Raw genomic sequence first — 21,697 nt, forward strand, 5'->3', positions numbered from 1 at the left:
CGGGCTCAGGCCCGGAGGGGGATACGGGCTCCGGCCCGCGGGGCGGCTCCGGACGCCATCACTCCGCCCACGCTCTCGCGGCACGACGCAATGCCCGTACGTCCCTGTGGAGTGCCAAGGAGCGGATCACATGGCCAACTTCTCCAAGTCCCAAGCGCCGCGGTTCTCGGTCGACGTCTATCAGAACGAGTACCTCCCGGAGGGAGGCCGTGAGGTCAACGCGATCGTCACGGTCACCTCGACCGGCGGCGGGACGACCGGAGGGATACCGATCCCCGCGCCCGTCGCCGCCCCGGGTCAGTACGCCCGGGGCGGCGGCTCCACCGGCGCGGCCGTGGTGATCATGGTGGACTGCTCCGGCTCCATGGACTATCCGCCGACGAAGATGCGCCACGCCCGGGACGCGACCGCCGCCGCGATCGACACGGTGCGCGACGGGGTCGCCTTCGCCGTGATCGCGGGCACCCACAAGGCGGTCGAGGTCTTTCCGGGCAACGGGAGGCTGGCGATCGCCGATCCGCTCACCCGCGCCGAGGCCAAGGACGCGCTGCGCGGGCTCTCCACGGGCGGCGGCACGGCGATCGGCACCTGGCTGAGGCTCGCCGACCGGCTGCTGGGCGCCGCCGACGTCTCGATCCGGCACGGCATCCTGCTCACCGACGGCCGCAACGAGCACGAGAAGCCGGAGGAGCTACGGGCCGCGCTCGACGCCTGCGCGGGCCGCTTCACCTGCGACGCCCGTGGGGTCGGCACGGACTGGGAGGTCAAGGAGGTCACCGGGATCGCCTCCGCCCTGCTCGGAACGGCCGATATCGTGGCGAACCCGGCCGAACTGTCCGCGGACTTCACGCGGATGATGGCGACGGCCATGCGGAAGGAAGTCGCGGACGTCCACTTGAGGCTGTGGGCCCCGGTGGGCGCCGAAGTGGTTTTTGTGAAACAGGTCGCACCCACGGTCGAGGATCTGACCGGGCGGCGCACCGAGGCCGGACCGCGCTCCGGCGACTACCCAACCGGGTCATGGGGGGACGAATCCCGCGATTACCACGTGTGTCTGCGGGTTCCGGCGGCGGAAATCGGCCAGGAAATGCTCGCGGCCCGGGTCTCCCTCGTCCTGCCGCCGCCGGACGGCCAGAGCCCTCCGACCCCGCTGCCCCAGGGGCTCGTCCGGGCCGTGTGGACGACCGACATGACCGCCTCCACCTCGATGAACCCGCAGGTCGCGCACTACACGGGCCAAGCCGAACTGGCACAGGTCATCCAACAGGGCATGGATGCGCGTAAGTCCGGCGATGTCGAGGGAGCGACCGCCAAGCTGGGAAGGGCCGTACAGCTGGCGAACACCTCGGGGAACAGGGACACGGCGAAACTGCTTGCGAAGGTGGTGGATGTCGTCGACGCGGCGGCAGGTACTGTGCGACTGAAAGCGAAGGTCGCGGAGGCGGACGAGATGACACTCGAAACACGCTCAACCAAAACAGTCCGCGTCAAGAAGTAGCACGAAGAGATCGCGTTACGGCAGAAATGCCAAGAACGGCACAAGAGGGGGATCACCGACATGCCGACTTGCCCTAACGGCCACCAATCGGCGGCCGACGACTGGTGCGAGGTGTGTGGCCACCGGATGTCGGGGACACCCATGCCCTCCGGCCACGTCCCACCGCCTCCGCCCCCGCCGATGCCCGGTGGCTACGGCTACCCGGCCCCGGGCGGCCCGCCGCCCCCGCCCGGCGCGCCCTCCGGCGGCTACGGCTACCCCAGCCCCGCCCCGGCGCCACCGCGGCCGGACGGCGGCTACCAGCCGGAGGTGTGCCCGCAGTGCCGTACGCCGCGTGAGGCACAGGCGCCGTTCTGCGAGGAGTGCCGCTACAACTTCCTGACGCAGCAGCCCACCTCGTACGCCCCGCCGCCCCCCGGACAGGGCGGATTCCCGCCGCCGCCCGGACCGCCGCAGCCGTACGGGCAGCCGCCGCAGGGTCCGCCCGGGCAGCCGCTGCCGCCGCACGGCCAGCAGCAGCAGCCGCACCAGACCCACGGCGGCGACTACCAGGCCTCGCGCCCGTCCCAGATCAACCGCCCGGCCGAGCCGTTGTCGCCGTCGCAACCGAACCAGCCCTCCGGCCCGGCCTTCGGCTCCGCGGAGGACGACTGGCCGCTGGCGCCGCCGCAGGCGTCCGCGGGCGCCGCCCCGCCGGCTCCGCCGGCTCCGGCCCCGCCGCAGCAGCAGCAGGGGTACGGCTACGGCTACCCCCAGGCGCCGCAGCCGCCCACGCCCCCGGCCCCGGCCCCGGCCCCGGCCTACGGCAACGAGGCGTACCAGGGCCCCGGCACACCCCCGCCGCCCGGCCCGTACGGACAGGGCGGCGGCCACACGCCCCCGCCCCCGGCCGGGCCCGGGAACTGGACGGCGGTCGTCGCGCCGGACCGTGACTACTTCACGGCGATGATGCACCGCAGCGGCCCCGAGGCCGCCGGGCTGAACCTCCCGGCGTACTCCCCCGAGCAGCAACTGCAGCTGAGCGGCCAGCAGATCACCATCGGCCGCCGCCGCCACAGCACGGGCGAGGCGCCGGACATCGACCTCGGGCGCGCGCCCGAGGACCCGGGCGTCTCGCACCAGCACGCGGTCCTCGTCCAGCAGCCGGACGGCGGCTGGGCGGTCGTCGACCAGGACTCGACCAACGGCACGACGATCAACGGCGGCGAGGAGCCGATCCAGCCGTACGTCCCGATCCCGCTGCAGGACGGCGACCGGGTGCACGTCGGCGCCTGGACGACGATCACCGTCCGCCGCGCCTAGGGGGTGTCCGGCGGATCTTCGCGGGCCCGCGACGCCTGGCACGGCACCTAGCCCAAGCGACACGTGGGCCGGGGCACTTCGCCCCGGCCCCGTCTCATCGGGTGAGGTCCGCGCCCAGCGGCCAGGCGTACGCGCCCTCCGCGTCGTCCAGCCAGGCCCACTGCCGCTCGCCCCGTACCGTCACCCCGTAGCGCTCGCGGCCCGGCCGCCCCTCGTGCTCCCACAGCGCCAGTGCCTCGACCGGCTCCAACTGGCCCGCGGCCACGTTCAGCAGGAAGCGGAACGAATCGTCCAGCAGCGGCCACGACGGCAACCCGTGGGTGGGAACGGGGCCCGGCGTCCCGCTGCCGCGCAGCGGGACGAAGTACGCGGGAGTGGCCAGAAAACGGCCCTCCGCGTGCCGGGCGTCATGGACCCGCAGCACGATCAGCCCGGTGGCCAGCGGCATCAGCACCAGCGCCCCGGCTCGGCACTGACCGAGCCACGCGGACGGCACGGACGGCACGGCACACGTCGCGATGATCCGGTCGTAGGGGGCCCGCGCGGGACAGCCGCGCGCCCCGTCACCGGTCACGACGGCCGGACGGAATCCGGCCGCGGCCAGGTGTCTGCGGGCGGCCTCGGTGATCTCCGGGTCAAGGTCTACGGTCGTCACCCGGGCGTCGCCGAGCCGATGGGCGAGCAGCGCCGCGTTGTAGCCGCTGCCCGCGCCGATCTCCAGCACCCGGTCCCCGTCCCGCACCCGCAGCGCGTCGAGCATCCGCGCCATCAGGGACGGCTGGCTGCTGGAGGAGATCAGCTCGCCGTCGCGCACCCGCGTCGCCAGGGGCACGTCGGCGTACGCCCCGGCCAGCCAGCGGGCGCGGCGCAGCGGGTCCCGGTCGTCCCGCCACAGCCGGGTGGTGAGCGCCGCGCCGCCCTCGTCGCCCGCTTCGTAGTAGTACGGCACGAAAAGATGGCGCGGCACCGCCTCGAACGCCGCCCGCCACCGCGGATCGGTGAGCCCGCCGCCCGCCGTGATCTCCCGGACGAGCCCGGCCCGCGCCGCGGCGGCCGCTCCGGCGTGACGGTCGGGCCGGTCGCCCGTACGTCCGCGCCCGCCGCCCGTCTCCGTCACGCCCGTGCCGCCCATGCCTCCACTGTCCTGCGCCCGGGCCGGGCCCGCTACAGGTCCTAGGCCCCCTTACCTAGGACGGGCTGTCTGAGAGCATGGAGGCGTGAAAGACATTCCGCGCGGCACACTTCAGGAGCAGACCTTCTACGAGCTGGTCGGCGGCGAGCAGACCTTCCGGCGCCTGGTCCGACGCTTCTACCAGGGGGTCGCTGAGGACCCGCTGCTCCGGCCGATGTACCCCGAGGACGATCTGGGCCCGGCGGAGGAGCGGCTGGTGCTCTTCCTCATGCAGTACTGGGGCGGGCCCCGCACCTACAGCGACAACCGCGGCCATCCACGGCTGCGCATGCGGCACGCGCCGTTCACCGTGAACCGGGCGGCGCATGACGCCTGGCTGCGCCATATGCGGGACGCGGTGGACGAGCTGGAGCTGGCGCCCGACTTGGAGCGCCAGCTGTGGAACTACCTCACCTACGCGGCCGCCTCCATGGTCAACACCGAGGGCTGAGACCACCCAGGGCCGAGAACGCCTAGGCGGGCGTCACGGACAGCCCGGGCAGCCCCGACGTACGCACCGCGATCGAGCCGTACGGGGTGCGCAGCCGCAGCCAGCCGCCCGCGGCGAGCAGGGCCAGCGGCTCGGCCGCCGGGGCGAGGGCGGTGGCACCGCGGGAGCCGGTGGCGGCGCCCGCGCTCGCCCGCGCGGGGCGCAGGAAGCCCAGCGACTGGGCGGCGTGCACGGCGCGCAGCGGCAGTCCGGTGTCGCCGAGCGTGCGGGACCAGATCTCGTGGCCGATGCGGTCGCGCTCGGCGCGCGTACGGTGCTCCTCGGGGAGCGCCTCGTCGCGGGCCCGGAACTCGGCGACCGCGGCCGCGACAGCTCGGCGCACCTCGTCCGTGCCGGGCAGTCCCGCCTCCCGGCGCCAGCCGCCGCGCGGCGGCAGCACTCCGGCCCAGGGCGGGCCGGTGACGGCCTCCGGCACGGCGACAGTGAGCCCGCCGGACGCCGGCCGGCCGGTGCCCGCCGTGTCCAGCGCGTCGGCGAACTGACCGGCCGAGACGGTGGTGTCCAGCGCGCCCGGCCCGCCGGGGGCCCCGGCGTCCGAGGCGCCCGCGGTGACGACGGCTTCCAGCCGTGCCGTACGGATGGCCAGCACCTCGAAGGACGGCGGCCGGCCGAAGACGGCCAGCACCCCGCCGCCCGCCTGCAGCCGGACCGCCGCGGCGCGGTCGTAGTGGATCAGCCGGGCCAGGAAGGCGGCGAGGTCGGCCGCCTCCCCGGCGTCGGCGAAGTGCAGCTCGTGCCCCATTGCCGTCATACGGTGACGGCCCCCTCGGCGGACTTCCCGGCTCCCTTCCCGGTGCCCGGCTCGGGCTCCAGGTAGTCGGTCAGGAAGCTCTCCTCCTCGGGCGTGACGCGGCGCGGCCGGCCCGCTTCGAGGTCGAAGGGGACGATGCGGGTGGCGGCCCGCACGTACACGGTCTCCTCGTCCTTGATCTCGTAGCGGAGGTTGATGTACGCGGCACGGATGTCCGTCACCCAGGTCTCGATGACCACCGGCGTGTGCCGGTGGACGAGCGGCTTCAGATAGTCGATCTCGTGCCGGGCCACAACCACCCCGCCGGTGAACGCGTCACTCCCGTTCCCCGGCGCCAGCCGCCACATGAAGTCGACGCGCGCCTCTTCCAGATAGCGCAGGAAGACCACGTTGTTGACATGGCCGAACGCGTCCATGTCGAACCAGCGCAGGGGGCAGGAGTAGATGTGCCGGGCCATCCGATCAGCCCCGGGTCAGCTTCTTGTAGGTGGCGCGGTGCGGACGGGCCGCGTCCGGGCCGAGCCGCTCGATCTTGTTCTTCTCGTACGACTCGAAGTTGCCCTCGAACCAGAACCACTTGGAGTCGCCCTCGTACGCCAGGATGTGGGTGGCGACGCGGTCGAGGAACCAGCGGTCGTGGGAGACGACCACGGCGCAGCCGGGGAAGTCGAGCAGCGCGTTCTCCAGGGAGGAGAGGGTCTCCACGTCGAGGTCGTTCGTCGGCTCGTCGAGGAGAAGCAGGTTGCCGCCCTGCTTGAGGGTGAGCGCGAGGTTGAGGCGGTTGCGCTCACCGCCGGAGAGCACCCCGGCCGGCTTCTGCTGGTCCGGGCCCTTGAAGCCGAAGGCGGAGACGTAGGCGCGGGACGGCATTTCGACCTGTCCGACGTTGATGTAGTCCAGCTCGTCGGAGACTACCGCCCACAGCGTCTTCTTGGGGTCGATGTTGGCGCGGCTCTGGTCGACGTAGGAGATCTTGACGGTGTCGCCGACCTTGATCTTGCCCGCGTCCGCGGTCTCCAGGCCCTGGATCATCTTGAAGAGCGTGGTCTTGCCCGCGCCGTTGGGGCCGATGACTCCGACGATGCCGTTGCGCGGCAGGGTGAAGGAGAGGTCGTCGATGAGGACCTTCTCGCCGAACGCCTTGGAGAGGTTCTCCACCTCGACCACGACGTTGCCCAGGCGCGGGCCCGGCGGGATCTGGATCTCCTCGAAGTCCAGCTTCCGGGTCTTCTCCGCCTCGGCCGCCATCTCCTCGTAACGGCTCAGCCGGGACTTGGACTTTGCCTGGCGGCCCTTGGCGTTGGAGCGGACCCACTCCAGCTCTTCCTTCAGGCGCTTGGCGCGCTTGACGTCCTTCTGCCCCTCGACCTTGAGGCGGGCCTGCTTCTTCTCCAGGTACGTGGAGTAGTTGCCCTCGTAGCCGATGGCGCGGCCGCGGTCCAGCTCCAGGATCCACTCGGCGACGTTGTCCAGGAAGTACCGGTCGTGGGTGATGGCCACGACGGTGCCCGCGTACTTGGCGAGGTGCTGCTCCAGCCACTGGACCGACTCGGCGTCCAGGTGGTTGGTGGGCTCGTCGAGGAGAAGCAGGTCGGGGGCTTCCAGCAGCAGCTTGCAGAGCGCGACGCGGCGCTTCTCACCACCGGAGAGCTTGGTGACCTGCGCGTCGCCGGGCGGGCAGCCGAGGGCGTCCATGGCCTGCTCCAGCTGGGCGTCCATGTCCCACGCGTTGGCGTGGTCCAGGTCCTCCTGGAGCTTGCCCATCTCCTCGAGCAGCGCGTCGCTGTAGTCGGTCGCCATCTGCTCGGCGATCTCGTTGAAGCGGTCGAGCTTGCCCTTGGTCTCCGCCACGCCGTCCTGGACGTTCTCCAGCACGGTCTTGGACTCGTCCAGCGGGGGCTCCTGGAGCAGGATGCCGACGCTGTAACCCGGCGAGAGGAAGGCGTCGCCGTTGGACGGATGCTCCAGCCCGGCCATGATCTTCAGCACCGTCGACTTACCGGCGCCGTTGGGGCCCACGACACCGATCTTCGCGCCAGGATAAAAGCTCAGCGTGACGTCGTCGAGGATCACCTTGTCGCCGTGCGCTTTACGCGCCTTGCGCATGGTGTAGATGAACTCAGCCAAGAGAAACCGTCCGGCAGTCTGGTAGGTATCGATCTGCGGCCCGCGCCGCATGGGTGCATGCGGGCTCCGCCGCGTCCAGGGCAGAGACACCCCACCCCATCTTGCCGTACGGCAGGCCCGAGGCGGAAACTCGTTACTCCGCCGCCCCGGCCCTTCCTCACCGTCTGTCGTCAGGAGTCACTCCATCGACGGTCACTCGCCCGTGGGGGACTTCTTCTTACGGACGAAGAAGATCGCGGCGCCGCCGGTCACGACGAGCGCGATGGCGATGCCCGCGATCACCGGAGTGGTGCTGCTGCCGCCGGTCTCGGCGAGGTCGCCGCCGGTGTCGTCGACGGCGGTGGTGTCACCGCTGACGATCTCGCCGGTGCCGCCGGCCGTCGCCGGGCCCGCCTGGGTGGAGGGGCTGTCACTGTCGCCGCCGGCGCCGGTGCCCGCGGTCCTGCAGTCGAGGACCCCGGAGAAGGTCTTCTTGAAACCGTTCGGACCCTGGACGCTGAACGTGTAGCTCCGGTCCTCGTTCACCGGAACGGTGACGGTCTTCGACTGACCGGCCTCGACCGTGTACTGCTGGTTCAGCAGCGAGAAGGTGAACGCCTCGTCGCCCTTGTTGGTCGCCGTGACGTCCACACCGCCCTCGGCGCAGTCCTTCTCGGCGGTGACGGCCGGGACCGCGCCCTCCTCCGCCCAGTGGGCGGTGGCGGCGGCGGAGACGGTGCTCTCGCTGGAACCGGCGAGTATCTGGGTCTGGCTCTTGGTGTCGCTGGAGAACGCGCGGCCGACCGGAACCTTGGTGGCGGCCTGGGCGGTCAGCGAGACGGAGCCGTCATCCGCGCCGGACGGCACGTCGACATAGACCTCGCCGCCGTTGGCGGCGCTGGTGATCGTCTTGCCGCTCTTGTCGACGAGCCTCGCGCCGGATTCGAGGGCCTCGGTGCCCGGGGCCAGGGTGACGCTCTCGGCGTTGGTGCGGACCGTGACCGGACCGAGCAGCTCACCGGCCTTACCGGAGACGGCGGGCGGTTCGAGGCTCAGCGAGGCCTTGGGCTCGGCCAGGTTTCGCGCGCTCTTCTCCAGGTAGTCGGCGAGCTTCTCGGCCGCCGGGTCGACCGCGTCGACCTTCGCCCGGTCGGAGAAGCGCCAGATGGCGACCTGCGTACCGGCGGCCGCGGTCTTCTCGGAGAGGGCGCCGGAGCCCGCCTTCGAGGCGAGTTCGGCGAGGTCGTTCACCTGGGGGTAGGAGTTCTGCAGAATCCAGTTGATCTTTCCCGCTTCGCGGTTGTTCGCCAGCGAAGTCTGACTCCAGGGCTTTTCCTCGTACTTGGCCTTGCTCTGCGTCGGGTTGTGCAGGTCGATGCAGTACGTCTGAATACTGCCACCGTTGTCGACCGCCATCTCGAAGAGACCGGCGCCGACCTCCTGGTCGCCCTTGCCGCCCTTTTCGTGGATGACCGCCTTGTCGAAGGTCTTGAGACCGCTCAGCGTGGTGGTGGCTCCACCGCTTCCCGGAGGCACCTCGTCCGCGGCGGCGGCGCCGGCGCCGGCTATCGCGCCCACGGCGACCAGCCCAGACGCCAGAACGGCGGCCGCGAGTCGGGCGGCACCCCGCCTCTTCACAGAATTCATGGTTTCCCCTCCGGACGAGCGCCGGTCGGTCGGTGCGCTCGCCAGCGAACTCAAAACTCAGTAACCCCCGTTGGGCACTCAGGGATCCTAGGGAGCGGAAAGCCGCGTGATCCCCGATTGGACCTGCCCCCAACCGATCCGAATCGGAATTGTTATCTCGTCCGCAGACCCCATATGACCTGGGATTATCGATAAATCCCCCCTGGTCACGGCGTCGTTGTCCCAGTCGGTGCGTTGAATAGCGGTTTGGCCTGTGAGATCCGCCGGAAGGCGGAGGTGCCGCGCGTGAGGTCGTGCCCGACCGCCACCGCGTCGATCTCCGCGGTGACCCACCGCTTGGGTCCGCTCTCCCCCTCCCCCGCGCCCTGCCGGGCTTCCTCCCGCTCCTTCTCCCGCTCACGCACCCGCAAGGTGCCGTGGACCAGCAGCGGTTCGCCGAGCGTCACCGAGGCGGCCACGTTCGCCGCGAGGGCGCGCCAGGCCCAGACCGTATAGAAGCTCGTGTGCGCGTCCACCCAGCCCTCGGTCTTCCGGTCCCAGCGACGCACCGTCGCCGCCAGCCGGAACCGGACCACCGCGACCCCGGCCGCCGTCTCCCAGAAATCCGGCCGCGTCGCCGCGTTCCCCAGCACCGTCGTCCAGGTCTCGTTCATGCCCGCTCCCCCGCTCGCCCGCACTTCCCCGGCGACCCACCGGACCGCCGACCCCCATGCTGCCCGCGATCCGCGTCCCGCGCCGGAGGCTGTGCACAACCCCCAGGCTGTGGATAACCCGCCCCCTCGTTCCGGTGAACCGGCCCGGTGAAGCCCGACCCGGTGGACCCGACCCGGTGAAACCCGACCCGGTGGACCCGACCCGGTGAAACCCGACCCGGTGGACCCGGCCCGGTGAAACCCGGCCCGGTGAAACCCGACCCGCCCTCAGCCCTCCCCCGCCGCGATCACGTACTGCGCCCGCACCTCCCGGTACCGCGCCAGCTCCGCGCCCACCGGCCCCAGCACTCGCGCCCGCCCGCAGCCCACCGCCGCGTCCCGCAGCCGGGTCTCCGCCGCCCGGCCGTACCGCCGCGCGGGCCCCCGCGCCGCCAGCCCGCACGCCCACGCCAGCCCCGTCCCGGCCAGCGCGCCGCCCGCCGCCAGCGCCGCGGGCGCCCACCACCCCGGCCCGCCGAACAGCCCCGCCACGGCCCCCACCAGCCAGACCACCGCCACCACCTGGAGCACCAGCAGCGCCACCTGGGCCGCCGCCATCGCCGACCACCACGCGGGCCGGGTGAGGCACTGTCCGCGCCGCGCCGCCGCCACCGCCTCGTCCACCGCCTCCGGCAGCCCCCGGCCGCCCCATCCCGCCGCCTCCCGCACCGCCTGCGCCCAGGGCCCGGGCAGTCCGGCCGTGGCCTCGTCGGCGAGCGTGCGCACGGCCTCCTCCACCGCGGGCCGCGCCGTAACCGCCTCCCGCTCCGCCGCCTTCGCCCGCGCGCCCGGTGCCTCCCGCTCGTCCTCCGCCCGGCCGCCCGGCTTCCGGCCCCGCACCATCCGCCCCCACGGCGTCCCGCACGCCCACTGCGCGTCCCGCAGCCAGGCCCGCTCCGCGGCCTGCCCTGCCGCCGCCGCGCCCGCCGCCTCCGCCAGCCGGTCCTCGAACTCCGCCCGGGCCCGGCCGGTGAACCCGGCCGGTGCCCCGTCCGCCACGTACTGCGGCCGCAGCCGCGCGGTCGTGCCGTCCACGTCCGCCGCCAGCCGCCGTTCCGCCGCGCCGCACTCGGCCGCGAGCCCGCCCAGCATGTCCCGCAGCTCACCGACGCCCTCCCCGGTGAGCGCGGACAGCGCGAGCACCGCCGCGCCCGGCTCCCCGTGCTCGCCGAGCGCCAGCCCGTCCTCGTCCAGCAACCGCCGCAGATCGTCCAGCACCTGGTCGGCGGCGTCGCCCGGCAGCCGGTCCACCTGGTTGAGGACGACGAACGTCACCTCCGCGTATCCGGCGAGCGGGCGCAGATAGCGCTCGTGCAGCACCGCGTCCGCGTACTTCTCGGGATCCACCACCCACACCACCGCGTCGACCAGCCCCAGCAGCCGGTCCACCCGGTCCCGGTGGCCCGGGGCGGCCGAGTCGTGGTCGGGCAGGTCGAGCAGGACGAGGCCGCGCAGCGCCGGGTCGTACGGATACGCCGGGCGGCGGCGGTCCGCGGGCGGGATGCCGAGCCGGTCCAGCAGCCCGTCGGCGTGATCGGTCCACGCGCAGGAGAGCGGCGCGGCGGTGGTCGGCCGACGGATCCCGGCCTCGGAGAGCGGCGCCCCGGCGAGCGCGTTGAAGAGTGTCGACTTACCGCTTCCGGTGGCGCCCGCGAGGGCGACGACGGTGTGCCCGAGCGGATGCCGTCCGCGCGCGGCGGCCTCGTCCAGCACCCGCCCGGCCCCGGCGAGGGTGCGTCCGTCCAGCCGGGTACGGGACAGCCCCACGAGCTGGCGCAGGGCGTCCAGGCGCGGCCGCAGACTCCCGGCGGCGAAGCTGCGGGCGCCGGGCCCGAAGGGCCGCTCGTACGACGCGTACGCCTCGTAGGCCTCATACGCCTTATAGGGGACGCCGGACCGGTGGTCGCCGGACCGGTGGTCGCCGGACCGGTAGGGGACGTACGACGGCTCGCGGGGCTGCCGCGCGTCAACGGTCCCGTACGGCTCGCACTGCTCGCCCTCGGGAGCGGTCCGTGCCGCCGGAGCCGCCGGAGCCGCCGGAGCGGGAGCCTCCCGGGGGGCGCGGCGGGCGGCCCGCCTCCCGGCGCGCCGGGCGATCAGCCCGTCGTCCCACGTGTGCCGCGCCCGCACCACCCCCTCGGCGCCCGCCTCGTCCCCGTGCCCGCACTTGTCCCCGCCGTCGACACCGGCAGCCGTGGCCGTCACGCCGGTCACCTCTCCTTCTGCAGTAGGGACAGCGCGGCGATCAGCTGGACCTGGTGGTCCGGGGTCACGTCCAGCGCGTCGAGGGGCGCGAGCCGCCGGTCGCGCTCCGCCTCCAGGGCGCGCGCGACGCAGCCGTCCAGCAGCCGTCCGCCGCGGTCGCCCAGCCGGAGCGCGCGGTGCGCGCCCAGCGCCTCGGCGAGCCGTTCGCCCGCCTTACGGGCCCGCCGCCCGCCCACCAGGGAGGCCACCAGCAGGGCGGCGACCTCGTCGGACGCGTCGGTCCCGCCGCCGTCGGGGACGCGGTCGCGGGTCTCCTCCTCGGCCAGCTCCTCGACGCAGCGCCGCCAGCGCCGGACGGCCACGCCGATCCGCTCCCCGGCCTCGCGCGCGTCGGCCGGGGCGAGCCCGGTCCGTGCGGCGGGGTCCCGTTTCCCGGCCCCGGCGATCCGGTCGTCGGCGGCGGCCGCCGCGCTGCGCAGCAGGGTGGCGAGGGAGTCGGTGAGCGCCGTAAGAAGCTCACCGGGGGTGCTGTCGTGCGGCTGGCCGTGCCAGTGGGTGAGCGCGCCGCCCGCGAGGGCCGCCCCCGCGGCGATCTCCCGCCGCACCCGTTCGGCCGCCTCCCCGTACGCCCCCTCGACCCGCTGGACCAGTCGCACCGCCGCGGCGTGCTGGGCCGCGGCCGCACCGGCCAGTGCGGGCATCCGGGACTGGAGCGAGGCGAGGACTCCGGCCGCGGTGCGGGCAGCGGCGACGGTACGGGCCTGTGGGTCCTGGGCGTGCCGGGTGAGCCAGTCCCGCAGCGCGGCGACGGCGGTGGCCGGGAGCAGCCCACTGCCGCCGCCCGCCGACTCGGGAAGCTCGGGGATGGTGAAACGGGGGATGTCGCCGAGTCCGGCCGCCGTGAGGAGCGCGGCGTACTGCCGTGAAACTTCGGCGGCGACCTGGTGCGGCACCCGGTCGAGCACGGTGACAAGTGTCACGTCGTACTCCTTCGCGGTCCGCAGCAGATGCCAGGGGACGGCGTCGGCGTACCGGGTGGCCGTGGTGACCAGCACCCAGATGTCGGCGGCGCAGATCAGCTCGGCCGCGAGATCCCGGTTGCGGGCGACGAGCGAGTCGATGTCGGGCGCGTCGAGCAGCGCGAGCCCCCGGGCGAGCCCCGGGTCGGTCTCGATCCGCAGCGCCGCGGGCCCCTCGCCCTCCCGGGCCCGTTCCTCCTCGTCGTACGGCCCCTCCGCGCGGTCTCCCTGGGCCGGTACCCACACCCGGGTGAGCTGCGGCAGCACCCGCTTCCCGGCAAACCAGGAGTGATCGTCGGGGTGACACACCAGGACCGGCGTACGGGTCGTCGGCCGCAGCACCCCGGCCTCCGTCACCCGCCGTCCGACCAGGGAATTGACCAGAGTGGACTTCCCAGCTCCGGTCGATCCGCCGATCACCGCCAGGAGAGGCGCTTCGGGGGCGCGCAACCGGGGCACGAGGTAGTCGTCCAGTTGAGCAAGCAACTCGGCACGGCTGCGGCGAGCGCGGTCGGCACCGGGAAGGGGGAGCGGAAACCGTGCGGCGTCAACGCGGTCACGCAGTGCGGTCAGCGCGTCGAGCAGCCGGGGCCGTACGTCCAAGATCGCCACATGCGAAGAATGCCCGGTTTTGATCTCTTTTTGAAGCGTATGCTCACTCGTGCGCGTCAAAGAGACCCACCCGGATCACCTCAGATCGGACACGAGGCAGACGGGACGGACGGGACTCAGGCATAACGAGTAGACAACACCCGCCGTTTGGGGCGTGAAAAACGATGCGAGTTTCGTACCTGCCTGCGATTATCGGACCGCTTCACTGAACCTCCACAACGTGCCACGGAGGTGAAGCAACCGGGGCGAGGCGCAGGGAGCCCTATCCTTGTCCCCGGCAAGGTCACGGATCCGCCGCGCCCGGCCACCGGCACCACGGCCGCACCGCGGGCCCGTCGGCACCCGGGGGCTCAGCAGTTCCAGGCCCACCACCGGCCCCCGTAGCTCAGTGGATAGAGCAGGCGCCTTCTAAGCGCTTGGCCGCAGGTTCGAGTCCTGCCGGGGGCGCCACCGGCTCAGCGCCAGCTGGGCCGCGCGGCCCAGACCCTCCGCGCCGCCACCCGCGGCCGTGCGCGAGGACGAGGCGTGTGAACTCCTGACGAAGACTGACGCACCGCCGGGCATCCCGGAGTTCGCACGACACCCCGTCGCCTAGGCGACGGGAGGCGTGTCACCGAGGGAGAGCAGCAGCTTGCGCATCAGATGCGACAGCTGCTCCTGCTCCGCCCGGTCCAGGCCGCTGAACAGGCGTTCTCCATTGCGAACATGCCCCTCCACCGCGTTGTCCACCAGCTCGAACCCCTCCTGGGTGAGTGAAATCACCATGCGGCGGCGGCTGGTGGGGTCGAGTTCGCGGTCGACCAGGCCGCGGTTCACCAGCCGGTCGACCCGGTGCGTCAGCGCCGGAGGCTTGATCATCATGGCCGCGGCCAGGGCTTTCGGGGACAGGGCGTACGGCGGGCCACTGCGCCGCAATGTTGCGAGTACGTCGAATTCCCAGCGCTCCATGCCCTCGGCGCCGAGGTGCTCCACCACCCCCCACTCGACCAGCCGGGTCGCGCGGAAGAGCCGCCCCATCATCCCCATGGACCATGCGTCCAGGTCAGGGCGGCTTTCCGCCCACTGCTGAAGGATGCGGTCGAGCGCGTCCTCACCCTCCTCACGCGCCTCCTCGCGCTGCTCGTTCACCTCGCCGGTCCCACCTCTTCGAGGTGAGTTCAACATCGAACTATTTGACATGAACCGAGCCTTCTTCCTACGGTCAGTGGCTGTCAGACAGCTCTGGGTACGCAACGGGGGACTCGTCCAGACGCGCCCTTGAGCACCCCAACCCTCGTCCATGCCTATGGCCAGCGCCAGGCCCGGGATGCCCTTCGGCCCACGGCCCCGGCGGGGCCCATGTCCGCATTGACCACCGAAGACCTGAACAGACCAGTCTCGTCATAACTGCTTGATCTCATCCGACGGCGTTCGCGCCCGAAAGCGATCGCCGAAAGCCATCGCCGGAAGCCATCAACAGAGACAGCGGGAAGGTTCTTCATGCCTGTCGGAAACCACTCCACCCTGCCTGGACTCCTTCGAGCACAGGCCGCCTCACGACCCGACGACATCGCCGTCGTCTCCGGGGACACCCACCTCACCTATGGGGGCCTCCTCGACCGGAGCGCCCGTTTAACTCGTCAGCTCCAGGAGTCCGGCGTACGCCGTGACCACCGTGTGGGGCTCTTCGCCGATCCGTCCCTCGACCTCATCGTCGGCGCGTGGGGCATCCTGAGCGCCGGCGGCGCGTACGTGCCGCTCTCCCCGGACTACCCCGAGGAGCGGCTGCGCTTCATCATCGACAACGCACGCGCCCAGGTCATCGTCTGCCAGCCGCATCTGGCCGACCGGCTGCGCCAGCTCGCCCCGCCCGAGACCCTCGTCCTCACGGTGGACGAGGCGCTGGCCGAGCAGCCGACCGGGCCCCCGCCACCCCAGCCGGATCCCCTGGAAGAGCCACAGCCCGACGGGCTCGCCTACGTGATCTACACCTCCGGGAGCACCGGCAAGCCCAAGGGGGTGATGGTCGAACACCGCAGCATCGCCGCCCAGCTCGGCTGGCTCCAGGAGTCCGGTCATCTCGGCGGCGGCACCGTCATCCTCCAGAAGACCCCGATGAGTTTCGACGCCGCCCAGTGGGAGATCCTCGGCTCGGCGTGCGGCGCCCGCGTGGTGATGGGCGCCCCGGGCGTCTACCGCGACCCGGAGGGGCTGATCGACACGATCGACCGCCACGGGGTGACCACGCTCCAGTGCGTCCCGACGCTGCTCCAGGCCCTGGTGGACACCGAGCGGCTGGGCGACTGCACCAGCCTGTCCCGGGTGTTCAGCGGCGGCGAGGCGCTCACCAGGGCGCTGGCCTCCGAGTTCTTCGCGACGCTGCCGACGGCGCGGCTGGTGAACCTGTACGGACCCACCGAGTGCACCATCAACTCCTCGGCGTACGAGGTCGCTCCGGCCACCGTGGACGACGAACCCACCGTCATCCCCATCGGCGCCCCGGTCGCCCGCACCGGCTACCACGTGCTGGACGAGAGCCACCGGCCCGTGCCGCACGGCGAGACCGGTGAGCTGTACATCTCGGGTGTCCAGCTCGCCCGCGGCTACCTGCACCGGCCCGAGCTGACCGAGGAGCGCTTCGTGCACCTCGCGCCGGAGCCCGGGCGGGACCCGGTGCGGCTGTACCGGACCGGCGACCTGGTGTCCCAGGCGCCCGACGGCATCGTCCACTTCCTCGGCCGGACCGACAGCCAGGTCAAACTGCGCGGCTACCGCGTCGAGCTGGACGAGGTCGCCCGCACCATCGAGAACCACGCCTGGGTCAAGCGGGCGGCCGTCCTGGTCAAGGACGATCCGCGCACCGGCTCCCAGAACCTCGTCGCCGCCGTGGAGCTGAACCCCAAGGAAGCCGCCCTGATGGACCAGGGCAACCACGGCTCCCACCACCAGTCCAAGTCCAGCAAGCTGCAGGTCAAGGCCCAGCTCTCCAACCCCGGGCTGCGTTCGTCCGAACAGCTCGCCGGGCGGACCCGGGTGGACCTGCCCGGCCGCGACGCGAGCCCGGAGCTGCGCCGCGAGGCGTTCGCCCGCAAGACCTACCGGTTCTACGAGGGCGGGGACACCAGCCGGGCCCGCATCCTCAAGCTGCTCGACCACGGGGTGGACCCCTTCGCGTCCCGGCCGCTCGGCGATCTGACCCTCACCGGTCTGGGCACGATCCTGCGCTCCTTCGGGCAGTTCCACAGCGAGGAGCGGCTGCTGCCGAAGTACGCGTACGCCTCGCCCGGGGCGCTGTACGCGACCCAGATGTACCTGGAGATCGCGGGCATCGGCGAGCTGGCGGCCGGTATCTACTACTACAACCCGCTGGACCATCAGCTCGCGCTGATCCGCCGCGTGGAGGGCGGCGGATCCCCGCGGCTGAAGGTCCACTTCGTGGGCAAGCGGCAGGCCATCGAGCCCGTCTACAAGAACAACATCGGCGAAGTGCTGGAGTTCGAGACGGGCCATATGGTCGGCCTGTTCGAGCAGGTGCTGCCCGCCCATGGCCTGGCCATCCATCCGGACGGGTTCCGGCCGGAGCTGATGCCGCTGTTCGACGTCGCCGAGAACGACCACTACCTGGGCACCTTCGACATCCGGCAGAGCGACGGCCGGCAGCCGGAGGACCCCACCGAGATCTACCTCCAGGTCCATCCCGGGAAGGTCACCGATCTGCCGGGCGGTCAGTACCGCTACCGGTCCGGTGACCTGGAGAAGATCTCCGACGAACTGGTCCTGAAGAAGGACGTGATCGCCATCAACCAGGCGGTCTACGAGCGCTCCAGCTTCGGCATCAGCGCCGTCAGCCGGGCGGCCGAACCCTGGCTGGAGTACATCGCGCTCGGCAAGAAGCTCCACCACCTCCAGGCCAACCAGCTGGGGCTGGGCCTGATGTCCTCCGGCTACAGCTCCAAGACCGGCCATCCGCTGCCCGCCGCGCGGCGTCTGGACGCCATCCTGACCGACTGCTCGATCCCGACCGGTGCCTCCTACTTCTTCGTCGGCGGCCGGATCTCGGCCGAGCAGGAGGCGAGCGAGGGCATGGGCGAGGACATCGTCCACATGAAGGGCCCGACCGAGGTGATCCGGGACGACCTGGCCTCCTATCTGCCGGACTACATGCTGCCCAACAAGGTCGTCGTCCTGGACGCGCTGCCGCAGACGGCCAACGGGAAGATCGACGTCAAGGCGCTGGCCGGTTTCGACGAGCTGTCCCAGGGGCTGGAGAGCCGGGCCTTCGTGGCGCCGGAGACCGATACCGAGAAGGCCCTCGCCGAGCTGTGGGGCGCGGCGCTGAAATACGAGCCCGTTTCCACCGAGGACAACTTCTTCGAAGCGGGCGGCAATTCGCTCATCGCCGTGACCCTGGTCAACCGCCTCAACAAGCGATTCGGGACCAAGCTGCCGGTTCAGGTGCTCTTCGACGCGCCCACGGTCGCCCGCCTCGCCCCCCGTGTCGACGGCACCGCCACCGGGGAGATATCCCGCTTCCTGCGGCTGCGCCCCGAGGGCGGAAAGTCGCCGGTCTTCTGCTGGCCGGGACTCGGCGGATATCCCATGAATCTCCAGCAGCTCGCCTCGGACGCGGACATGGACCGGCCGTTCTACGGAATCCAGGCGCACGGCATCAATGACGGCGAGGCGCCCTACCCGACGATCCGGGACATGGCCGCGGCGGATGTGGCCGAGATCCGGAAGATCCAGCCGGAAGGCCCCTACACCCTGTGGGGCTATTCCTTCGGTGCCCGGGTCGCCTTCGAGACCGCGTGGCAGCTGGAGGACGCGGGGGAACAGGTGGAGAACCTGTTCCTGATCTGCCCCGGGAACCCCAAGGTCCGGGAGACGGACGGGAAGCAGTGGGGACGTGAGGCGACGTACCGCAATCCGGCCTACCTCACGATCCTCTACTCCGTCTTCACTGGCGGCATCAGCGGGCCCGACCGCGATCGCTGCCTTGAAACGGTACGGCACGAGGATGAGTTCGTGGCGTTCATTCATGAACTCCTCCCGCAATTGGACGAAGCGCTCATCCGCCGGATCACCCGGATCGTGGAAGCGACGTACGAATTCGAGTACAGCTTCCGCGAACTGGCCGAGCGCAGGCTGAACGCCCCCATCACCATCTTCAAGGCCACGGGCGACGACTACTCGTTCATCGAGGACAGCTCGGGCTACTCCGCGACCCCGCCGACCACCGTCGAACTGGTCGGGGATCACTACAGCGTGCTGAAGAAGAAGGGGGTCGGCGAACTCATCTCGGCTATCCACACCCGCCTCGACAACTGAACCCCACGGAGGAAGACGTGCCTCATCTGACCATCAAGCACTTTCCCCTGGATGTCGGCGAACAGCAACGGAGGCAGCTCACCGAGGACCTCACCGCGCTGGTGATGCGGCACTTCGAGGTCCCCGAGGGCGCCGTCTCGATCGCACTGGAGCAGGTGGACCAGTCGTCATGGAACGACGCCGTCATCGTTCCGGAAATCATAGGGCGGGGGCACCTCCTCATCAAGGCCCCGGGCTACTGAGATTCGGCCCCAACTTCCTGTCACACCACAGCGCAAGGAGCGCGATATGACCGACTGCCTCGGACCGCGTCTCAAAGTCGGCGTGGTCCTCCCCGCGACCAACACCTCCGTCCAGCCGGAAATGGAAGCCATGCGGCCGGAGGGGGTCACCAACCACACCGGGCGCATGCAGACCCAGGACACCTCGCTCACCGGCGGCATCGACGATCTGGTCAGCAGTTACCGGGAGTCGACCCACCGGGCGATCGGCGATCTGCTGCCGTGCAAACCCGACTGCTTCGTCATCGCTTTCTCCCCCGAGATCTACTGGGACGGACCCGGATCCCAGGACGAGGTGGTGGCCTCGATGAAGTCCGCCAGCGGGGGACTTCAGGTCACCATGAGCCCGGACGCCTTCACCACGGCGCTGTCCCTGTACGGCGTTCGGCGGCTCGGCGTCATCACCCCGTACGTTCCGGCCGGTGACGACTCGGTGAGCCGGTTCTTCACCGAATCCGGATATGACGTGGTATCGATGACCGGGCTGGGCTGCAGCAGTCCGGAGCGCATCGCCCATGTGCCCGAGCCCGAATTGCGCGAAGCCGTGAAGGCCGTCGACACCCCGGACGTGGAGGCGATCGTGCAGGTGGGCACCAATATGGCCATGATGCGCGTCGCGGCCGGTGCCGAGGAATGGCTCGGCAAACCGGTCATCTCCAACAACACGGTGCTCTATTGGCGGGCGCTGCGGCAGAACGGCATCGCCGACCGCATCAGGGGATTCGGCTCCCTGGCCACGCAGTACTGAGAAGCCGTGTACTGAGAAATAACTGACCGAGAAAAGCCGGGCGGGGGCGATCCGAATGCCCCCGTCCGGCGCCGACATGCAGCAACAGGAGAAACTACGTGAGCAATATCGGCAGTGAGAAGACTGCCATGGACCCGCAGCGGGTCATTGACGACGACCGGCTCCCCATAGGGAAACTGCTGGCGCTGACCACGGCCGGATTCCTGGCCATCATGACCGAGACGACGCCCGCGGGTCTCCTCCCGCAGATCGGCCAGGGCCTCGGCGTCTCCGAGGGGCTGGCGGGGCAGCTCGTCACGCTCTACGCGATCGGTTCCGTGGTGGCCGCCATCCCCGTCATCGCCGCCACCCGCAGTATGCGACGACGGCCGCTGCTGCTCCTCGCGGTCGGCGGGCTGCTGGTCTTCAACACCATCACCGCGCTGTCCACCAGCTACGAACTCACCCTCGCCGCCCGTTTCATCGCCGGTATGGCGGCCGGAGTCGTCTGGGGGCTGCTCGCCGGATACGGCAGGCGGCTGGTCCCCGAGAACCTCCAGGGCCGGGCGCTGGCCATCGTCGGGGTGGGCCAGCCGGTCGCCCTGACCCTCGGGGTCCCGCTGGGCACCTGGCTGGGGTCGCTGTTCGACTGGCGCGGGGTGTTCTGGATCATGTCCGGCGTCGCGCTGCTGCTGGTGCTCTGGATCCGTGCGCTGGTCCCGGACTTCCCCGGTCAGAGCGCCACCGAGCGACTGCCGATCCGGAAGATCTTCGCCATGCCGGGCATCGCTTCCGTGCTGGCCGTGGTGCTCCTGTGGATCCTGGCGCACAACATCCTCTACACCTACATCGCCCCCTTCCTGGAGCGGTCCGGTCTCGGTGGGCGCGTCGACCTCGCGCTGCTGGTGTTCGGCGCCGCGGCCATCGTGGGGATCTGGCTCACCGGAATCCTGGTGGACCGCAAGCTGCGCCCGGTCACCCTGCTGAGCCTCGCCGGATTCGCCCTCGCGTCGCTGGTGCTGGGGATCGCCGGCTCGTCGGTGCCGCTGGTGTTCCTCGGCATCGTCGTCTGGGGTGTGACGTTCGGCGGCGCGCCCACGCTGCTCCAGACCGCCAACGCCGACGCGGCCGGGGACGCGGCCGATGTCGCGCAGTCGATGTTCGTCACCGTCTTCAACCTCGCGGTCGCGGGCGGTGGGGTGTTCGGCGGTCTCCTCCTGGAGTCGGCCGGTGCCGGGTCCATCCCCTGGGTGCTGCTCGGGCTGGCCCTCCTGGCCACCGCCGTCGTCGCGCTGGCCCACCGGCACGGCTTCAAGCCCGGCCCACGGGTCACCGACGGCTGACCCCCGTCGGCCTCCTCCCCTACGGACGTAGCGGAGGAGGCCGTTTCGCATGCCGCGCCACCCGCGGCCGTCAGCGGCGTGAGTGGCCGAACAGCAGACGGTAGGCGATCAGCAGCACCAGGGAGCCGCCGATGGCGGCTCCCCAGGTGGCGGGGTCGAAGAACTGGTCGTCGATGGGGCGGTCGAGGAACTTGGCGGAGAGCCAGCCGCCGATGAAGGATCCGACGACGCCGATGAGGGTGGTGCCGATCAGACCGCCCGGGTCACGGCCGGGGAGAAGGAACTTGGCGACGGCTCCGGCGATCAGCCCGAGGACGATCCAGCTCACGATGCTCATGGTGCGGTTCTGGCCTTTCGATGTGCGGGGTGCTAGGGGGTGTCTTGCCGGTCAGGCCGGATCAGCGAGCGGCGTCAGGGGCACCTCCCAGCGGTAGCTGGGGGAGGCGCTGCGTGCGACGAGCGCGGGGCCGCGAGGTGCCGCACCAGACGCCGGGAGCCCGTCATGATCGGCAAGACACCCCCTGG

17 protein-coding genes and 1 tRNA gene are annotated in these 21,697 nt (G+C 71.4%); 8 read left to right on the top strand and 10 right to left on the bottom strand.

Annotation, left to right across the window (positions count from 1 at the left end):
- The first annotated feature begins 130 nt into the window (after positions 1–130).
- Positions 131–1,498 carry a vWA domain-containing protein gene (locus ACZ6CL_RS33620; RefSeq protein WP_468942863.1) on the top strand — a complete coding sequence of 456 codons (1,368 nt, stop codon included), beginning with the start codon at positions 131–133 and terminating at the stop codon, positions 1,496–1,498.
- A gap of 60 nt (positions 1,499–1,558) precedes the next feature.
- Positions 1,559–2,800 (top strand): FHA domain-containing protein, encoded by a 1,242-nt coding sequence (locus ACZ6CL_RS33625; RefSeq protein WP_468942866.1) that lies wholly within the window; start codon positions 1,559–1,561, stop codon positions 2,798–2,800.
- A 94-nt stretch (positions 2,801–2,894) separates the two neighbouring features.
- Here ACZ6CL_RS33625 and ACZ6CL_RS33630 read toward each other — a convergent pair whose 3' ends face one another.
- Complete coding sequence (locus ACZ6CL_RS33630) at positions 2,895–3,932, bottom strand: methyltransferase domain-containing protein (RefSeq protein WP_468942869.1); 1,038 nt, start codon at positions 3,930–3,932, stop codon at positions 2,895–2,897.
- Positions 3,933–4,017: 85 nt separating this feature from the next.
- On the opposite strand from ACZ6CL_RS33630, the gene ACZ6CL_RS33635 reads away from it, so the two are divergent.
- Positions 4,018–4,422 carry a globin gene (locus tag ACZ6CL_RS33635; RefSeq protein ID WP_358617572.1) on the top strand — a complete coding sequence of 135 codons (405 nt, stop codon included), beginning with the start codon at positions 4,018–4,020 and terminating at the stop codon, positions 4,420–4,422.
- A gap of 22 nt (positions 4,423–4,444) precedes the next feature.
- Here the strand turns inward: ACZ6CL_RS33635 and ACZ6CL_RS33640 are convergent, their stop codons facing one another.
- The 7 genes from ACZ6CL_RS33640 to ACZ6CL_RS33670 all read right to left on the bottom strand — a co-directional run bounded on the left by ACZ6CL_RS33640 (position 4,445) and on the right by ACZ6CL_RS33670 (position 13,505).
- Positions 4,445–5,233: a DUF8185 domain-containing protein gene (locus tag ACZ6CL_RS33640; RefSeq protein ID WP_468942871.1), complete on the bottom strand. Its 789-nt coding sequence runs from the start codon at positions 5,231–5,233 to the stop codon at positions 4,445–4,447.
- Complete coding sequence (locus ACZ6CL_RS33645) at positions 5,230–5,691, bottom strand: acyl-CoA thioesterase (RefSeq protein ID WP_468942873.1); 462 nt, start codon at positions 5,689–5,691, stop codon at positions 5,230–5,232. The genes ACZ6CL_RS33640 and ACZ6CL_RS33645 overlap by 4 nt, the downstream gene beginning before the upstream one ends.
- Positions 5,692–5,695: 4 nt before the next feature.
- Positions 5,696–7,360, bottom strand: coding sequence for an energy-dependent translational throttle protein EttA (gene ettA / locus ACZ6CL_RS33650; RefSeq protein WP_468942876.1), 1,665 nt, complete (start codon positions 7,358–7,360; stop codon positions 5,696–5,698).
- A gap of 192 nt (positions 7,361–7,552) precedes the next feature.
- The gene (locus ACZ6CL_RS33655) at positions 7,553–8,986 is read right to left on the bottom strand and encodes a Cys-Gln thioester bond-forming surface protein (protein ID WP_468942879.1); all 1,434 of its coding nucleotides are present in this window, start codon (positions 8,984–8,986) and stop codon (positions 7,553–7,555) included.
- A gap of 206 nt (positions 8,987–9,192) precedes the next feature.
- Positions 9,193–9,639 (bottom strand): single-stranded DNA-binding protein, encoded by a 447-nt coding sequence (locus ACZ6CL_RS33660; protein WP_468942882.1) that lies wholly within the window; start codon positions 9,637–9,639, stop codon positions 9,193–9,195.
- Between the two features lie 267 nt (positions 9,640–9,906).
- Positions 9,907–11,883 (bottom strand): GTPase, encoded by a 1,977-nt coding sequence (locus ACZ6CL_RS33665; protein ID WP_468942885.1) that lies wholly within the window; start codon positions 11,881–11,883, stop codon positions 9,907–9,909.
- Between the two features lie 5 nt (positions 11,884–11,888).
- Positions 11,889–13,505 (bottom strand): dynamin family protein, encoded by a 1,617-nt coding sequence (locus tag ACZ6CL_RS33670; RefSeq protein ID WP_468942954.1) that lies wholly within the window; start codon positions 13,503–13,505, stop codon positions 11,889–11,891.
- A 383-nt stretch (positions 13,506–13,888) separates the two neighbouring features.
- Between ACZ6CL_RS33670 and ACZ6CL_RS33675 the strand changes: the two genes are divergently transcribed.
- Positions 13,889–13,964 (top strand) — tRNA-Arg (locus tag ACZ6CL_RS33675).
- Between the two features lie 141 nt (positions 13,965–14,105).
- Here the strand turns inward: ACZ6CL_RS33675 and ACZ6CL_RS33680 are convergent.
- Entirely contained in the window at positions 14,106–14,642 is a 537-nt protein-coding gene (locus ACZ6CL_RS33680; RefSeq protein WP_468942887.1) for a MarR family winged helix-turn-helix transcriptional regulator, read from the bottom strand.
- A gap of 351 nt (positions 14,643–14,993) precedes the next feature.
- Here ACZ6CL_RS33680 and ACZ6CL_RS33685 point away from each other — a divergent pair, with 351 nt between their 5' ends.
- The 4 genes from ACZ6CL_RS33685 (at position 14,994) to ACZ6CL_RS33700 (ending at position 21,172) form a co-directional block, all read left to right on the top strand.
- A complete protein-coding gene (locus tag ACZ6CL_RS33685) occupies positions 14,994–18,821 on the top strand; it encodes an amino acid adenylation domain-containing protein (protein WP_468942890.1) in 3,828 nt (1,275 codons plus the stop codon).
- A 17-nt stretch (positions 18,822–18,838) separates the two neighbouring features.
- Positions 18,839–19,063, top strand: a complete 225-nt coding sequence (locus ACZ6CL_RS33690; RefSeq protein WP_468942892.1) for a tautomerase family protein — start codon at positions 18,839–18,841, stop codon at positions 19,061–19,063.
- A gap of 46 nt (positions 19,064–19,109) precedes the next feature.
- Complete coding sequence (locus ACZ6CL_RS33695; protein WP_468942894.1) at positions 19,110–19,850, top strand: maleate cis-trans isomerase family protein; 741 nt, start codon at positions 19,110–19,112, stop codon at positions 19,848–19,850.
- Positions 19,851–19,948: 98 nt separating this feature from the next.
- On the top strand, positions 19,949–21,172 hold the full coding sequence (locus ACZ6CL_RS33700; protein ID WP_468942897.1) for an MFS transporter: 1,224 nt from the start codon (positions 19,949–19,951) through the stop codon (positions 21,170–21,172).
- 70 nt (positions 21,173–21,242) lie between these two features.
- Here the strand turns inward: ACZ6CL_RS33700 and ACZ6CL_RS33705 are convergent, their stop codons facing one another.
- Positions 21,243–21,509, bottom strand: coding sequence for a GlsB/YeaQ/YmgE family stress response membrane protein (locus ACZ6CL_RS33705; RefSeq protein WP_468942899.1), 267 nt, complete (start codon positions 21,507–21,509; stop codon positions 21,243–21,245).
- Positions 21,510–21,697 lie beyond the last annotated feature (188 nt).

The organism is Streptomyces sp. NPDC041200 (genome assembly GCF_055591805.1).

Bases quoted from the DNA above. Each gene is read 5' to 3' on its own strand.
- ACZ6CL_RS33620 (WP_468942863.1), top strand. From the start codon at position 131: ATGGCCAACTTCTCCAAGTCCCAAGCGCCGCGGTTCTCGGTCGACGTC.
- ACZ6CL_RS33625 (WP_468942866.1), top strand. From the start codon at position 1,559: ATGCCGACTTGCCCTAACGGCCACCAATCGGCGGCCGACGACTGGTGC.
- ACZ6CL_RS33630 (WP_468942869.1), bottom strand. From the start codon at position 3,932: ATGGGCGGCACGGGCGTGACGGAGACGGGCGGCGGGCGCGGACGTACG.
- ACZ6CL_RS33640 (WP_468942871.1), bottom strand. From the start codon at position 5,233: ATGACGGCAATGGGGCACGAGCTGCACTTCGCCGACGCCGGGGAGGCG.
- ACZ6CL_RS33645 (WP_468942873.1), bottom strand. From the start codon at position 5,691: ATGGCCCGGCACATCTACTCCTGCCCCCTGCGCTGGTTCGACATGGAC.
- ACZ6CL_RS33655 (WP_468942879.1), bottom strand. From the start codon at position 8,986: ATGAATTCTGTGAAGAGGCGGGGTGCCGCCCGACTCGCGGCCGCCGTT.
- ACZ6CL_RS33660 (WP_468942882.1), bottom strand. From the start codon at position 9,639: ATGAACGAGACCTGGACGACGGTGCTGGGGAACGCGGCGACGCGGCCG.
- ACZ6CL_RS33685 (WP_468942890.1), top strand. From the start codon at position 14,994: ATGCCTGTCGGAAACCACTCCACCCTGCCTGGACTCCTTCGAGCACAG.
- ACZ6CL_RS33695 (WP_468942894.1), top strand. From the start codon at position 19,110: ATGACCGACTGCCTCGGACCGCGTCTCAAAGTCGGCGTGGTCCTCCCC.
- ACZ6CL_RS33705 (WP_468942899.1), bottom strand. From the start codon at position 21,509: ATGAGCATCGTGAGCTGGATCGTCCTCGGGCTGATCGCCGGAGCCGTC.